This window comes from Vibrio sp. CAU 1672, assembly GCF_029223195.1.
Lineage (GTDB): Bacteria > Pseudomonadota > Gammaproteobacteria > Enterobacterales > Vibrionaceae > Vibrio.
In genome coordinates, this window is record NZ_JARHUF010000030.1 from 1 (window position 1) to 15,397 (window position 15,397).

The window sequence follows — 15,397 nt, forward strand, 5'->3', positions numbered from 1 at the left end:
AATACTGATCGTCAAATCGATCCATAAGTCATTGCATTTTTTATGACATCACTGTAGAAATGAGTAAAAGTAGGCTCTCACTTAGGCCTTATTCCACAAGAGTTTTTCATGATCTTGCCCTGGGTGCATATCCCCTCGTTTACACAATAAGGATTTAAACATGAAACTTAAGAATATATTCTTTTTGCAACAACTTGGGACGAATCTTCACCAAAATACACATCATTAGCTGTCATTGAAGATGCAACTGCCGATACCTTCGTCCTGAACGAAAACGACGGTTTTCTACTTACCACGATTAAAGTACCGCAGGATAAAGAGCTATTAATTGGCGTTTCTGCCGAAATTGGTATCACTACAGATACCTCGATTAAAGGTAAAGATGGCGGAGCAGCCAAAGCCATTGCTGGTGGAGCCGCATGGGTAATCGTTACCGCGACCCCCGTTGCAGGCGGAGATCCTATCACAGCAGCTCCAGGGGCGGTCACGTTATCCAGTAGAATTCAGGCGCTCAATGCCACTCTGGGAGGAGTGATTGACGAGTGTACTGATTTTACCGGTGGTACCGACGAAGCCGGGCTGGAACCTGGTGATGAAAGCTACACCGATACGCCTGACGGTACGATTGATGTAGCAATCGAGTGTGTTGTAACGGATGAAGAGATTGGCTTAATGCAAGAGACTCTGGCATCACACCACTTTAACTTCATTCTGCCTGATATGGATGCCGGTGAGTACTCCATTAAAGCGCACTTCTTTACCAAAGCAACAGCGGAAGTGGATATTAACGAGGTAACGGTAGCAGCTGGCGGAACGGTTTCAGGTAGCTCATACGCCGAAGCCTTTGTCGGTAAAAACATGGTCACGGTACAACAGGTTCGTGCAGTTAAGACCTTGTCTGAAGTCGAAATAGTCGAATGATTTAAACTGACCAGAAATTGACCATAAGCCATCGCCGGCAACGCTATTTTCAGTGCTTAAGATGTAAAGCGATGGCTTTTCAGCCTCAAAGGTTAATTATACCAGGCAGTCAGGAAAGGTCACTCGCTGCTACGCTATCGGGCTATTGCTCAGGTATTTATCTCTTTACCACAAACTGGCTTTGTTTTATATAAAACTTATATTTACTCAATAACCTAAAACACAACAGGTCAGGTTTTTTCCGCTCCTAATTATTTAAGCACATATATTAACCAGTATAATCAGCTATTTAAGATAGCAAAACCCCAATATTTAATCAGCGCACTTCTCGATTTGCACCCCTTTTTCTTTGAACATGGATAAAATATTCTGATCAGTATTTACGTCAGTAATCAGTATATCAACTTTATTGGTATCACAAACTTTATAAGTACTCATCTTACCAAGCTTTGAGGATGTTCCCAGAGCTATAACTTGTTCAGATTGCTCGATAATAGTGGCTAATGTTTCCGCCTCATCAAGATGATTGATGCTCATACCTTTATTGGGGTGAAAAGCATAAACCCCAAAAAAACACGCATCAAAATGAATTTTACGCAACATTTCATTTGTTGTGGCCCCAAGTGCCATAACTGCCGGTTTGCACACTTTCCCACCCAGTAAAATCAACTCGATATTATTATGATGGATCAACTTCGTCGCCACTAACGGGCTTGGCGTTACCACGGTAAAGTCAAAATGAGTTGGTAAGTTCATCGCCAAATGTAAACAGGTAGTCCCTGAATCCAGCAGAATAGTTTGGTTTTCCCTGATAAATGGAATCGCCGCCAAAGCAACCTGTTGCTTTAGCGGATCAATCTCATCACGTCGTTCACGATATTCTTCAAGCTTCAGCTGTAACGGTAATGCCCCGCCATGCACCCGACGTAGTAGCTTTGCTTCATCCAGCTGCTTAAGGTCGCGGCGAATAGTGTCTTCGGAAACCTGGAGAGTCACACTCAGTTCAGTCGCGTAAACCCTGCCCAGCTGACTAAGCAGTTCCAGTATCTTGTTGTGTCTTTCTTGTTGTAACATTTTTAGCTAATGCGTATAAATGCATTATGATGCATTAATCACTTAAGCAAATGCTGTTTTATGCCCGTTTATAGTGGCCACAAAAGTATGCCGGCGTTGCATTGATGGTTTGTTTACTAAGGAGATATCATGAATATTAAAGCAGTTCTGTTCGATATGGACGGCCTGATTTTTGATACAGAAGGCCTTTACAAAAAGAGTTGGCAGCGTGCCGTCAGTGAACAAGGCTTGGCGTTGACCGATGAGTATTATCAGAACTTTATCGGCGTACAGGATGCAAACTGTGAACGGCTGCTGGAATTAGAGTTTGGCGATCAACTCAATATGGAGCAGTTTATCCGGGTACGCGATGCAATGCTAAAGGCGGAAAGAGAAAACGGTGTTGCTTACAAGAGCGGATTTAAAGAACTGTTTGCCGAACTCAAGCAGAACAATGTTAAGTGTGCGCTTGTTACTTCCTCCGCATTACCACAGGTTCATCACCATTTTGCCGACACCAATTATCTGGAAATGTTTGATGTCATTGTTACCGCAGAACATGTCAAAAACGGCAAACCGGCTCCGGATTGCTATCGCATGGCGACTGAACAACTTGGTCTTGCTCCGGCGGAATGTCTGGTATTAGAAGACTCAAACAACGGCATGCGGGCGGGTTTGGCGGCAGGTTGCCATGCCATTATGATTCCGGATTTGCTTGAACCAGATGCGGATGTCACTAAACATGCAACGTCTGTACTCGGTAGCCTGACTGAAGTAAAACCGTTTGTTCAAGCGAACGCCAGAACCTAAAGAAAAAATAAGAGATGTGGATGGATCAGTTCTTCTGCCAAACCATCCACTGCTCTTTATCTTTAAATACCGCCACACTATCACTTGCGTTTGACGATTCGATTAAACGAAAAGCCGGCGATAACCACTGGGACAACTCACCAGAGCGCAGGCAAAACGGTGGAAAACGTGAGTGATAATCATCACTTATAACAAAGAATCCCAACAGCAAGCCCCCACTCGGCAATAACCGTTCAACCAGGGCAAAGTAGTCAGCCCAACGAGATCGCGGCAAGGCTGCAAGAAAAGCGCGCTCATAAATCACATCAAATGACTGGCTGATCTCAGTACTAAACACATCACCATGCAACACGCAGTGCGCATGCTCGCCCAGCTGATTTTTGGCCAGATGCACCGCCGCGACACTGTAGTCCATTGCCATCACCGCAAAACCGTGACGGAGAAAGCTTGCCACTTCATACGCTGCGCCACATCCGGGAATAAACACGGACCGCTTGTCGCTGTCAGTTTGTGTCAGGTAGCCGTTCAGCTCGGCCGGTGTTTGCTTACGATCCCAGGGCATTTTGCGCTGATTAAACAGTTCATCCCAAAACTCGGCATTGATATTCGGTGTGTCAACGCTATTCACCTTTCACTCCTCCAATCCAGTTCCCGGTTTGTTATCTCCGAAAAAACAAAAGGGATCCCCGCCAACACAGTATCCCTCTGTAGTTAGTAGCCTGGCCATGCATGACTTTAATCCTGATGCTGCTAGCTACGTAAATCGTTAATCAGCGACTGTTCGCCACTCTGATTGGCAACAAACACCACCTCACCTCTGAGTTTGGTGACAGACTGCAACGTCGCTTGTATCTCGCCAGCCGCGACTTCGCTCTCCTGGCAATAAAAAGTGATGCGATCATTATAGCCATCCTTCTCAATCTGCAATGAGCCTTTAATATCGTGGCGGCGACAGACCTCTTGTATCTGGTGCGGATAGACAAACAAACCTTTTACCTTTACCGCTGAATCCGCTCTGCCCAACCAGCCCTTAAGCCGTAGGTTGGTGCGCTGCGACTGAGGATCTTTTGCTATACCTGCCGACAAATCACCCGTGGCGTAGCGTATCAACGGAAATTTCTCGTCCAGCGAAGTGACCACCACCTCACCAACTTCCCCCGCTTCAACCGCCGAGCCGTCAGGTCGGACTAATTCAACAATGATATCCTCCGCCACGACTAAACCAGGTTCCCCGGCAACCTGGTAAGCAATTAACCCCAGCTCGGCGCTGGCATAGGCTTGCGAAACCGCAACCCCTTTTTCGTACAGACATTGCGCCATTTCTGCGGTCAGTGGCTCACCAGAAACCAGCGCTTTAACGATGCTGCATGGCTTGCCATAGCGCTCTTCATAGCGGCTCAACAGCGTGATCAAAAACGACGGGGTACCGGTAAAACCGCTGGGGTGAAGTTGTGCGATGGCTTCAATTTGCGCTTCTGTATTGCCGACACCCGCCGGAAACACGGCACAGCCACAGGCTCTTGCCCCGCCATCCATAATAAACCCGCCAGGAGAGAAGTGGTAAGAGAGCGTGTTGTGCACCAGATCTCCCGGACGAAACCCCGCGGCGTGAAAAGCGCGTCCCATACGCCAAAAATCCTTCTCATGACTTTGCGCTTCATACAACGGCCCGGGCGACTGAAACACCCGCGCCATCTGACCAATATCGGCACTGTTGATCCCGCCAAACGGAGGCTGGCATTGTTGCTGCTCCGGCAGAGTAAACTTGCGCGTGATCGGCAACGCAGCCAAACCTTCACGGCTACCCACCAGCGCAGGGTCAAATCCGGCAAACAGCCGGGCATAATGACCACTGCACTGCCTGGCACTCGCCACCACCTGGGGTAAACGCCGGAACAACTGCTGTTCCCTCACCGCTGCCGGCAATGCCTCTTTGGCATCAAATAGATCGTTCATTGCCTCTCCTTATAGCCAACGTTTACGACGCTTGTAGGACTTCAGGTTCTTAAAACTTTTACGTTCGCCCTCGCCACCACCGAGATAAAATTCTTTCACGTCTTCGTTATTGAGCAGCGCATGTTTGCTGCCATCAAGCACGATTTTGCCCGATTCCATGATGTAGCCGTAGTCAGCCGCCTGCAGAGCGAAGTTGGCATTCTGCTCAACCAACAGCATGGTGATGCCCTGCTCTTTGTTGATTTTCTCGATAATGCTGAACACTTCCTTCACCAGCAGTGGCGACAGCCCCATCGACGGTTCATCCAGCAGGATCATTTTCGGCCTTGCCATCAACGCCCGGCCAATTGCCAGCATCTGCTGCTCGCCTCCGGACAAGTAACCCGCCAACCCGGTACGTTCTTTGAGGCGCGGGAAATAGCTGAACACCATTTCGATGTCCTGGTCGACCTCGTTATCGCTGCGGGTAAATGCGCCCAGGCGAAGGTTCTCAATCACCGTCATATCTTCGACAATACGGCGGCCTTCCATCACCTGGAAGATCCCGGAACGCACGATCTCTTCCGGGCTTTTGTTATCGATACGCTCGCCCATAAAGGTGATTTCACCGCGTGTGACTTCGCCGTCTTCGGTCTTAAGCAGACCAGAAATTGCCTTTAAGGTGGTGGATTTTCCGGCACCATTGGCACCAAGTAACGTCACTATCTGGCCTTTGGGCACTTCAAGGCTCACCCCGCGCAGCACCAGAATCACTTCGTCATAAACCACTTCAATATTGTTCACCGAGAGCAATATTTCCGCCGGTTCAATATTCGTTGCTATTTCACTCATTAAGTTACTCCTTGCAAAGGTGAGGGTATCCCCTCACCTGTCCTGATTATTAGTAACCCAGCCAGTCATCACGACGTGACAATGTCACCTCAGACACTTTATGAATGTCTACAGCGCCGCCCTGGTTATTCCCCATATAGACGTTGACGGTCGTGGTGCCACGGTGATCATCCGGCTGCCAGTTTGCCGGGATGCAGACACCTTCCAGACCTTTTGGCACCCAGTTCTCCCGCACGTACATGCCTTTCTTGATGTTTTCACCGGTAATGCCACCGTTGGCTTTGGCCCACTCCATGGCCTCTTTCATGTAAAACGCCGAACAGACGCCACGGATATAGTGGTGAGTACGGAACTGATTTGGCTCAGAGGCCGATTGTTTCGAGATTTCCCGTACCAGTTTCATCCCCTCGGTATTGTCCCCCCAAAACGCCGTCATTCCCGGGAAGACGTAATCTGTCAGGCCATCACCTGCCGCCTCAATCACCGGTTTATCACCGCCCCAGATATTGGCCATGTACTGGAACTGAGTTCCTACGGTATTGCAAGATTTCACCAGCGATATCACCGAACCACCTAAGTTGGCAATGTAGCCATAGTTGGTGCCAGACTCTTTAAGTGACAAACACTGGGCTTTGAAGTCCCCCGGTTTAAGCGACACCACGACCGGATTCTGCACTTCGAAACCCAGTTCTCTGGCATATTCCGCGCACGCTTGTTTCGGTGCATTGGGGAAAGGATGGTTATCACCGATGTGGGTAAATTTTGGCACACCCTGGTTGCCCTTGGCTTCCCAGTCAGCTTTCGCCCACTTCACCAGCGCACGGCACGCATCAGAGTACGAAGCACCATAAAAAAAGTTATACGGTGCAGGTTTGGCGGTTTTTGGGTTTTTCCCGGTTGGATCGGTTAGGTGACCGGAGTACGAGGCAGAAAACACCGGCACTTTGTCTTTGGTGACAAATGAGATCAGCGCTTCGGTATCGGCGGTTCCCCAGCCCTGCATGGCCACCATATCTTTACGTGCCACCCAACGTTTGTAATTGGAGATAGCGACCGGCACTTTATATGCCATATCAACCGTTTCAAACTCAAGCTCGGTACCGTTGATCCCGCCGTTCTGGTTGATCCACTTCAGTGCATCCCGCACGCCAGAACCATACGGCTTGCTGACATAAGCCGTAGGGCCAGAAAAATCCACCAGATGTCCGACAAATACGGAATCTTTTGCCTGAACAGCGCCGGTTAACAGTGCTGAAGAAAGCAGCAACGTTGTCGCTAAATGTCCTTTATTCATAACTCGTTGTCCTTGTTATTGAGGTATGTTTCACCCGGATACGCCGGGTAGCCGATGAAGCCGATTAATATGAGAACGGATAGTGTTTCCAATAGGCGCGGATCTGTTGCCAGCGGTGCGCTAAGCCCTGAGGTTCGAAAATGAGGAACAACATGATCACCAGTCCGACCGCCATCTCTTTGAGGTACGCTAAGCCGTCACTGAATGCGGTGGTATTACCAAACACCGACAATCCAGCCACGCCAAACTCTAAAACTTCCGGTAGTAGTACAATGAACACTGTGCCCATTAATGTGCCCTTCACCGAACCTAAGCCGCCGATGATGATCATTGCCAGGAACTGAATCGACATCATGATGGTGAAGCCTTCAGCGGAGACAAAACCCAGATAGTGGCCGTACAGTGCCCCGCCGATACCGGCATAAAATGCACACACGCCAAAGGAGAGCAAACGGTATTTGGTCAGGTTGATCCCCATGATTTCTGCTGACAAATAGTGGTCGCGCACCGAAACAAACGCCCGGCCATCACGTGAGCGGATAAGGTTAGACGCCCACAGGTACATAAAAATCAAGGCAAACAGGGCAATATAGAAAAAGCTCTCATCGGTGGAGAATTCAAAGCCAAACAGGTTGATAGGATTGGCGCTCGCCCCATACGAGCCGCCACTGAACCACTCTGCTCGGGCAAAGAAGTCTTCCAGGATGAACTGTGCCGCTAACGTGGCGATCGCCAGGTACAACCCTTTGATCCGCGCGGCTGGCAAGCCAAAAATCATCCCGACAATCATGGTCAGGTAACCAGCAAGGGGAATGGCAAACACCACCGGAATATTGAACTGATTATTCAGCCAGGCCGAAGCAAAGGCACCAAAGCCGAAAAACGCCCCGTGGCCGAGAGAGATCTGCCCGGTAAAACCAACCAGAATGTTCAGCCCCAGCGCAGCGATCCCCAGATAGGCGATCTGAATGAACAAGTTCAGGAAGTAGATATCCAATACCAGCGGGGCTGCCAGCATGGCAACCACGCTGGCGATGGCTATCGTACGGATAGTCGAGGTTTCGAAAATGGGCGTATCATTTTTATAGGTGGTACGAAAATCACCACACGGGCGCATGCTAACGTGAGCCATAGTATTTCTCCTTAAATACGCTCAATATCTTTGGTGCCGAACAAGCCATATGGCTTGAAGGCGAGAATGATTAACAGTACGTAGAACGGGGCAATATTGTAGAGGTTACCCACCTGCAGATACTGGCTGTCAAAGAACTCGGCCAGGTTCTCCAGCAAACCGATAGTAATACCGCCAACAATCGCGCCGACCACCGAATCCAGGCCGCCTAATATCACCGCCGGAAAGACCTTAATACCAATAATCGACAGTGCGTCAGAAACACCGTTAACTATCCCGATCACGATCCCGGCAGTGGCAGAGACCATCGCCGAGATCGCCCAGCTGACGGCAAACACTTTCTTGATCGAAATACCCAGGCTCTGCGCGACCTGCTGGTTAAATGCCGTAGCACGCATCGCCAGGCCCATTTTGCTGAACTTAAAGAACCAGTAGAACGCGCCCATGATCAACACCGAGAAAATCAGGCTGAGAATGTAGGCAAACTCGACATTCAAGCCTCCAATGTTGACGACATTAGTTTCAAACACCTGAGGGTATGTCACTGCCGACACACCGAACATCCATTTCATCAGTGCCTGGAAAAACATCGACAAACCGATGGTGACCATAATCACCGAAATGATCGGCTCACCAATCAGCGGCCTGAGGACAATGGTCTGAACCGCGATACCGAATACCATCATAAACGCCAGGGTGAGTAAGAAACCGATGAAAAACGGTAACTGCAGATGCACCAGCGCTGCCCAGCAAACCCATGCGCCAATCAACAGAAATTCTCCCTGGGCAAAGTTCACCACCTGAGTTGATTTGTAAATCAACACAAAGCACATGGCGACCACACCATACAACATGCCGACTATCACGCCATTAATGACGAGTTGCAGTAATAAGTCCGTGTTCATTATGCGATCCTCCTTTGTTCGCCTTGCCCCGGGGTGAGCTCATGCTCGATCAGTGTTTCAATCACCAGTGAAGTGTTAATCCGGGTTTTGGTGCCATCCTGATAGGTGATCACCGTATCAACATCCACTTTTGGCTGGTCGCTGTAGATGGTCTCGATGATGTCGCCATACTTCTCTGCCACCACTCCCCGGCGCACTTTACGTGTACGGGTCAGTTCGCCGTCATCAGCATCCAGCTCTTTATACAGCAGAATGAACTTACTGATTTTTTGCGCGTCGGGCAGTGACTGGTTCACTTTCAGCACCTCTTCGCGAATGACCTGATACACTTCCGGCTGAGCCGATAAGTTGGTGTAGTTGGTAAACGCAATGCCTTTTTGTTCGGCCCATTTGGCAACAATGGCGTAGCGTATACAGATGATCGCCGACAGCCAGGGTCTGCCCTTACCTACCACGACGGCTTCGGCGATAAACGGCGAGAACTTGAGCTTATTCTCGATAAACTGCGGCGAGTAGCGGTCACCACGGCTGGTCTCCGACATATCTTTCAGGCGGTCAATCACCACCAGATGTCCCGACTCTTTGAAGTAACCGGCATCACCAGTATGCATCCAGCCATCACGGACATCCTCTTCAAATGCCGTCGTGTTATTGAGGTAACCGGTAAACATCCCGCTGGTTTTGGCAATGATTTCCCCCACACCATTACTGTCCGGGTTAATGACTTTGACTTCGGCATTATCAAACGCCACCCCCACCGAGTCGTAATCAACATCATCGGCCTGGTGCACGGTATACGCACCACACATTTCGGTCTGGCCATACAACTGTTTGAGCGGAACACCGATCGCCTGCAGGTAGCGGAAAGTATCCGGCCCCATCGCCGCCCCGCCCGTCGCCGCCGAGCTCAGATTAGAAAAACCTAATCGGTCACGCAGGGCACGTAACAGGATCCACTCGGCCATCCATGAACGTTTACCCTGTTCCAGCGCTTTGTTGGCCAGTTTCATGCCCAGTTTGTACATCTTCTGTTTAAACGGGGTGGAATCCATCATTCGCGCCGATACATCCGCAACAATGTTTTCCCACACCCGCGGGGCAAGCAGAACAAAGTTGGGCCCGATTTCACGCAGGTCAGCCATCATGGTTTCCTGCTCTTCGACGAAATTGACAATTTGGCGAGATATTAATGCCTGCCCTACGACATACACCTGCTCCATAATCCAGGGCAATGGCAACACCGACACGTAGTTATCACCGGGAGAGCGTGGATCGGCACGCAAATAGGCCGCACAGTGATCGAGGAAGGTACCGCTATGTAACTGAGCCAGCTTGGGTTTTGATGTCGTACCGGAAGTTGTGCAAAGAATCGACAGATCACTTCCCTGAGTTGACGCCACCATGTCGGTGTACCTGTCCGGCTCCGCGTTATCTATGCGTTGGCCGCTCTGGTAAAGCGTTTCCACATTGACCAGACGTGGATCGTCATACTTTCTCATCCCTCTCGGATCACAGTAGACAATATATTCAACGCTTGGGATCTCATCACCCAGTTCAAGCAGTTTGTCACACTGCTCTTCATCTTCCGCAATCACCACCCTGGCTTTGGCGTAATTGATCAGGTAAGCCACTTCTTCATGCATCGAATCCTGGTAAATGCCGAGTGAATACCCCTTGATGGCGTGCGCTGCTATCTCACCCCAGACCCACTCCGGACGGTTATCACCGAGCAGTCCAATCACATCCTCCTCACCGATACCGAGCTCCTGCAAGGCCAGCGCCATCCACTTGACGCGGTTGTGATAGTCCAGCCAGGTAAACTCGCGCCAGATGCCAAATTCTTTTTCCCGCATCGCCACCTGCTCTGGCCAGTGCCCGGCATTGTGCTGCAACACTTTGGGGAAGGTATCTAAGCGGGTTATATCTGCCCAATCATTATGCTGCTGTGCCATTATGCACTCTCCTCTAATGTCGGTAGCTCTTCGCCTAAATAAGCTTTTTTCACATGCGGGTTTTCCATCACCTGCTCCGGCTCGCCCATGGCAATGTGTTTACCAAAATCCAACACTAAAACCCGGTTAGAAATGTCCATCACCACCCCCATGTCGTGCTCGATCATGATGATCGTGATATCCAGCTCTTCGTTCAGGTCCATAATGTAACGAGCCATGTCTTCTTTTTCTTCCAGGTTCATCCCGGCCATCGGCTCGTCGAGCAGAAGCAGCTTAGGTCTGAGCGCGATTGCCCGCGCCAACTCGACCCGTTTACGCAACCCATATGAAAGAGTTCCGGCGGTGGCCTTACGAATGTGCTGGATCTCAAGAAAATCAATGACGTCTTCCGCGTACTTGCGGTGCGCCATCTCTTCTTTTTGCGCGTTGGAAAACCAGTACAACGGTCCGGTAACAAAGTTGTTTTTCAGCAGGTGATGTCGCCCGACCATGATGTTGTCGAGTACTGACATATGGGAAAAGAGCGCCAGATTCTGGAAGGTTCGCCCTAACCCCAACTCAGCACGCTGGCTGGGGGTGCGTTTGGTGACGTCCTGGCCGTCAAAAACAACGGAGCCCTTGTTTGGCGTGTAGCGGCCCGAGATGCAATTGAGCATCGAGGTTTTACCCGCCCCATTTGGACCAATGATTGAAAAGATTTCCTTCTCATTCACGTGGAAGCTCACATCGGTTAAAGCTTTAACCCCACCAAAGGCCAATGAAATATCGTTTACCTGCAACAGAGGTGTTTCCGATACCATAGTGGATCTCCCTTTCATTATTTTGAGTGCATTCCATTAAGCACTATCTGATATCTAACTTAACGCTGATACTGGTAACCGCTTCCACACCTATGCATCATCTTTAAATTTCAGTTTACGTTAACGTTAACTAAAACTCAGAATAGTTGCTCGATGATTAAGTTGCAATTGAGTTCATCAACAAAGATTTGAACTAACGCAAACTTTAAGTAAATAAATTGTTAAATCCAGAATCGTCAATTACATGTTTGGATAGTTAGGACCGCCGCCACCTTCGGGAGGCGTCCAGGTAATGTTTTGACAGGGGTCCTTGATGTCACACGTCTTGCAGTGGATACAGTTTGCGGCATTGATCTGTAACGCCGGCTGAGGCTGATTGCGGACGATTTCGTACACCCCCGCCGGACAGTAACGCTGGGCAGGTTCGGCGTACAGTTCGAGGTTCTGCTCTATTGGTATGCGCTGGCTCTCGAGCTGCAAATGACACGGCTGGTTTTCTTCATGAGAGATGTTGGACAGATAAACCGAGGAAAGGCGGTCGAAACTCAACACCCCATCGGGTTTGGGGTAATGGATAGTCTCACTGGTCTTGGCCAGTGCCAGGGCTTGGTGGTCCGGGGTTTCAGAGTAAATATTCCAGGCAGCGTTCCCTTGCAGCAGATTTTGCTCCACCACCGCTAAACCGCCCCCGAGCCACGAGCCAAAACGGTCAACACCGGTGGCAAAATTGCGGGCCCGGTACAGCTCATCGTACAGCCATGATTGTTTGAAATGGCTGGCATAATCGGGCTTAGCCAACTGATTTTCCAACGCTTCGATCACCGACTCCGCCGCAAGCATACCGGATTTCATCGCGGTATGGGTGCCCTTTATTTTGGCGCTGTTAAGCGTTCCAGCATCACAACCAATTAACAGCCCGCCATCAAACTGCTGGGTCGGCAGCGAATGCAAGCCGCCCTTGGCGATCGCCCTGGCACCATAACTGATGCGTTTTCCATTTTTGAGGTACTGGCTGATCGTGGGGTGATGTTTGAAACGCTGAAACTCATCAAATGGGCTGAGGTGCGGGTTGGCGTAACTGAGATCGACAATCAAACCGACCGCCACCTGATTATCCTCTAAGTGGTAAAGGTAACTGCCCCCCGTTGCCTCTCCTGCCAGGGGCCAGCCCAGGCCGTGCACGATCAGGCCCTGCTGGTGCTGTTCGGCAGGCACTTCCCACAGCTCTTTAAAACCGATCGCATAGTGTTGCGGGGTCTTGTCTTTGGCCAAATAAAACTTACTTATCAATTGCTTGCCGATATGACCGCGTGCGCCCTCTGCCACCAGAGTATATTGGGCTCTGAGCTCAATACCCGGCTCAAAGTTGGATTTGGGCTGACCGTGTTTGTCCAGTCCCATGTCGCCGGTGATCACGCCACAGACGCGGTTTTGCTCATCAAATAAGGCTTCGCTGGCGCTGAATCCCGGATAGATTTCAACGCCGAGCGATTCGGCCTGAGATGCCAGCCACCGGCACAGGTTGCCCAGGCTGATGATGTAGTTACCCTGGTTATGCAATGTCTTGGGGACAGCCCACTCAGGCACCTGGTAACCGTTCTGTGCGCTACTGAAATAATAGGTCTGGTCCTGGCTTACTTCGGTATTGAGCGGCGCGCCGTTTTCCCGCCAGTTCGGGAACAGCTCATCCAGACTGCGCGTTTCAAACACCGCGCCCGAGAGAATATGCGCTCCGACCTCTGAGCCTTTCTCGACCACACAAACCGAGATGTCTTGGTGTTTCTCCCTAGCCAGTTGTTTGATTCGGCATGCGGCAGACAATCCGGCCGGCCCGGCGCCAACCACCAACACATCAAACTCCATGCATTCTCTTTCCATGGTGTTAATTCCCTTCTTCTTTGCATGTTGCCAAGTTGTTAACAGTAAATATATTTAAAGTTGACGCAAACGTAAAGGTAAATTAACATCATTTTAAAGTCACCATCACATCGTCTTCACTGTAAAAAGGAATCTAACGTGAAAATACTAGTGCCGATCAAAAGGGTCATTGACCCTTACATTAAGGTTCGCGTCAAAGCGGACTGCAGCGATGTTGAAACCACGAACGTCAAGATGACAATCAACCCATTCTGCGAAATCGCCGTTGAGGAAGCCGTACGACTTAAAGAACAAGGCATTGCTGATGAAGTCATCGCGGTCAGTGCGGGCGGCACGCCTTGCCAGGAACAATTACGCACCGCCCTGGCTCTTGGTGCAGACCGGGCCATTCATATCGACACTCAGGATAGGATCGAACCTCTGGTAGTCGCGAAACTGCTCAAAGCAGTGGTCGAAAAAGAGCAGACACAGCTGGTGATCAGCGGTAAGCAGTCCATTGATACGGACAACAACCAGGTCGCGCAAATGTTGGCGGCACTGCTTGACTGGCCGCAGGCAACCTTTGCGTCAAACGTAAAGATTGAAGGCCAGCATCTGCAGGTAGTGAGAGAAGTAGACGGTGGTTTAATGACAGTCGCCATGCCATTACCAGCCGTGATCAGTACGGATTTGCGTCTGAACGAGCCGCGGTTTGCCTCTTTACCCAATATCATGAAAGCCAAACGTAAACCGTTAGACACCGTTAGCCCGGAAAGCTTAGGAGTTGAGGTGGTGTTCAGCCAGACTGTCACTGAAGTTACTCCCCCAGCCCAACGTCAGGGCGGGATCAAGGTGGGATCGGTTTCCGAACTGATCGACAAGCTACGTAACGAAGCGAAGGTGATTGTATGAAGAACTTAATCATTGCCGAACATGACAACAACCAACTCCACGCCGATACGCTTAAAGTCGTCAGTGCCGCCAGTCAGCTAAGCCAGGACAACACCTTGCTGGTGATCGGCTACCAATGTGAGGCGGTGGCCGGACAAGCCAGTCGCGTAGACGGTATCAGCAAGGTAATACACATTGATGACCAGGCGTTTATCCATCGATTTGCCGAGGACGTAACCCCAGCCGTTGTCAGCCTGCTCGGTGACTTTCAGGGCGTCTGGACCAGTTCCTCATCACAAGGCAAAGATCTGGCACCGCGGATTGCGGCCAAATGTGGGGTTGGTCAGATTTCCGATATTGTGCAAGTTGTCGATGAAACCACCTTTATCCGGCCGATTTATGCCGGTAACGCGTTCGCCAAAGTCTCCACCAGTGACAGCTTACGCGTGATCACGGTACGGGCTTCTGCATTTGAACCCGTTGGCTGCAACAGTAAGGCTGAAGTTACCCTGCAGCAGGCCGCGGCAACATCACCCATGGTTGAGCTGGTCTCTATCGACAAAACCGAATCAGCGCGCCCGGAACTGACCTCGGCGGAAGTGGTGATCTCCGGTGGCCGCGGGGTCGGCAGTAAGGAAAACTTCGCCTTACTGGAACAGGTGGCGGATAAATTGGGCGCGGCAATTGGCGCATCCCGTGCCGCCGTTGATGCTGGCTTTGTCGCCAATGACTTGCAGGTGGGTCAAACCGGCAAAATCGTTGCGCCGAAACTGTATATCGCCGTGGGCATCTCCGGGGCCATTCAACACCTCGCCGGTATGAAAGAGTCCAAGGTCATTGTGGCGATCAACAAAGATCCGGATTCGCCGATTTTTGAAGTGGCCGACTACGGATTGGTCGGCGATCTGTTCGACGTGTTACCTCAGCTCGCTGAGCAGCTATAAATCCCCAAACCGGGGCAGCAGACGGTGCTCTCCTACCCCGGCGTTACCGCT

The 15,397-nt window shown here is 50.4% G+C and carries 14 protein-coding genes; 4 read left to right on the plus strand and 10 right to left on the minus strand.

Annotated features, from left to right (window positions below; translation table 11 throughout):
- Positions 1-531: 531 nt before the first annotated feature.
- A complete protein-coding gene (locus P2G85_RS18890) occupies positions 532-921 on the plus strand; it encodes a hypothetical protein (RefSeq protein ID WP_275865621.1) in 390 nt (129 codons plus the stop codon).
- Between the two features lie 312 nt (positions 922-1,233).
- On the opposite strand, the gene P2G85_RS18895 is transcribed toward P2G85_RS18890, so the two are convergent.
- Positions 1,234-1,995 carry a DeoR/GlpR family DNA-binding transcription regulator gene (locus tag P2G85_RS18895; protein ID WP_275865622.1) on the minus strand — a complete coding sequence of 254 codons (762 nt, stop codon included), beginning with the start codon at positions 1,993-1,995 and terminating at the stop codon, positions 1,234-1,236.
- A 129-nt stretch (positions 1,996-2,124) separates the two neighbouring features.
- Here P2G85_RS18895 and P2G85_RS18900 point away from each other — a divergent pair, with 129 nt between their 5' ends.
- Positions 2,125-2,784, plus strand: coding sequence for an HAD family phosphatase (locus P2G85_RS18900; protein ID WP_275865623.1), 660 nt, complete (start codon positions 2,125-2,127; stop codon positions 2,782-2,784).
- 25 nt (positions 2,785-2,809) lie between these two features.
- Here P2G85_RS18900 and P2G85_RS18905 read toward each other — a convergent pair whose 3' ends face one another.
- From P2G85_RS18905 to P2G85_RS18945, 9 genes are all read right to left on the minus strand, one after another.
- Positions 2,810-3,412, minus strand: coding sequence for a methyltransferase domain-containing protein (locus tag P2G85_RS18905; RefSeq protein WP_275865624.1), 603 nt, complete (start codon positions 3,410-3,412; stop codon positions 2,810-2,812).
- A gap of 122 nt (positions 3,413-3,534) precedes the next feature.
- A complete protein-coding gene (locus P2G85_RS18910) occupies positions 3,535-4,740 on the minus strand; it encodes an AMP-binding protein (RefSeq protein WP_275865625.1) in 1,206 nt (401 codons plus the stop codon).
- 9 nt (positions 4,741-4,749) lie between these two features.
- Positions 4,750-5,571 (minus strand): ABC transporter ATP-binding protein, encoded by an 822-nt coding sequence (locus P2G85_RS18915; RefSeq protein WP_275865626.1) that lies wholly within the window; start codon positions 5,569-5,571, stop codon positions 4,750-4,752.
- A gap of 49 nt (positions 5,572-5,620) precedes the next feature.
- A complete protein-coding gene (locus P2G85_RS18920; RefSeq protein WP_275865627.1) occupies positions 5,621-6,865 on the minus strand; it encodes an ABC transporter substrate-binding protein in 1,245 nt (414 codons plus the stop codon).
- 64 nt (positions 6,866-6,929) lie between these two features.
- Entirely contained in the window at positions 6,930-7,997 is a 1,068-nt protein-coding gene (locus P2G85_RS18925) for a branched-chain amino acid ABC transporter permease (protein ID WP_275865628.1), read from the minus strand.
- An 11-nt stretch (positions 7,998-8,008) separates the two neighbouring features.
- Entirely contained in the window at positions 8,009-8,902 is an 894-nt protein-coding gene (locus P2G85_RS18930) for a branched-chain amino acid ABC transporter permease (RefSeq protein ID WP_275865629.1), read from the minus strand.
- Entirely contained in the window at positions 8,902-10,854 is a 1,953-nt protein-coding gene (locus tag P2G85_RS18935) for a long-chain fatty acid--CoA ligase (RefSeq protein ID WP_275865630.1), read from the minus strand. The genes P2G85_RS18930 and P2G85_RS18935 overlap by 1 nt, the downstream gene beginning before the upstream one ends.
- Positions 10,854-11,654 (minus strand): ABC transporter ATP-binding protein, encoded by an 801-nt coding sequence (locus P2G85_RS18940; protein ID WP_275865631.1) that lies wholly within the window; start codon positions 11,652-11,654, stop codon positions 10,854-10,856. The genes P2G85_RS18935 and P2G85_RS18940 overlap by 1 nt, the downstream gene beginning before the upstream one ends.
- A gap of 240 nt (positions 11,655-11,894) precedes the next feature.
- Positions 11,895-13,532: an electron transfer flavoprotein-ubiquinone oxidoreductase gene (locus tag P2G85_RS18945; protein WP_275865632.1), complete on the minus strand. Its 1,638-nt coding sequence runs from the start codon at positions 13,530-13,532 to the stop codon at positions 11,895-11,897.
- Positions 13,533-13,670: 138 nt separating this feature from the next.
- Here P2G85_RS18945 and P2G85_RS18950 point away from each other — a divergent pair, with 138 nt between their 5' ends.
- Together P2G85_RS18950 and P2G85_RS18955 are read left to right on the plus strand one after the other, a co-directional pair.
- Positions 13,671-14,423 (plus strand): electron transfer flavoprotein subunit beta/FixA family protein, encoded by a 753-nt coding sequence (locus P2G85_RS18950; RefSeq protein WP_275865633.1) that lies wholly within the window; start codon positions 13,671-13,673, stop codon positions 14,421-14,423.
- A complete protein-coding gene (locus P2G85_RS18955; RefSeq protein ID WP_275865634.1) occupies positions 14,420-15,346 on the plus strand; it encodes an FAD-binding protein in 927 nt (308 codons plus the stop codon). Before P2G85_RS18950 ends, P2G85_RS18955 begins: the two co-directional genes overlap by 4 nt.
- Positions 15,347-15,397: the final 51 nt, after the last annotated feature.

Coding starts and splice junctions, on each gene's coding strand:
- P2G85_RS18895 (WP_275865622.1), bottom strand. CDS start 1,995: ATGTTACAACAAGAAAGACACAACAAGATACTGGAACTGCTTAGTCAG.
- P2G85_RS18900 (WP_275865623.1), top strand. CDS start 2,125: ATGAATATTAAAGCAGTTCTGTTCGATATGGACGGCCTGATTTTTGAT.
- P2G85_RS18910 (WP_275865625.1), bottom strand. CDS start 4,740: ATGAACGATCTATTTGATGCCAAAGAGGCATTGCCGGCAGCGGTGAGG.
- P2G85_RS18915 (WP_275865626.1), bottom strand. CDS start 5,571: ATGAGTGAAATAGCAACGAATATTGAACCGGCGGAAATATTGCTCTCG.
- P2G85_RS18920 (WP_275865627.1), bottom strand. CDS start 6,865: ATGAATAAAGGACATTTAGCGACAACGTTGCTGCTTTCTTCAGCACTG.
- P2G85_RS18925 (WP_275865628.1), bottom strand. CDS start 7,997: ATGGCTCACGTTAGCATGCGCCCGTGTGGTGATTTTCGTACCACCTAT.
- P2G85_RS18930 (WP_275865629.1), bottom strand. CDS start 8,902: ATGAACACGGACTTATTACTGCAACTCGTCATTAATGGCGTGATAGTC.
- P2G85_RS18935 (WP_275865630.1), bottom strand. CDS start 10,854: ATGGCACAGCAGCATAATGATTGGGCAGATATAACCCGCTTAGATACC.
- P2G85_RS18940 (WP_275865631.1), bottom strand. CDS start 11,654: ATGGTATCGGAAACACCTCTGTTGCAGGTAAACGATATTTCATTGGCC.
- P2G85_RS18945 (WP_275865632.1), bottom strand. CDS start 13,532: ATGGAAAGAGAATGCATGGAGTTTGATGTGTTGGTGGTTGGCGCCGGG.
- P2G85_RS18955 (WP_275865634.1), top strand. CDS start 14,420: ATGAAGAACTTAATCATTGCCGAACATGACAACAACCAACTCCACGCC.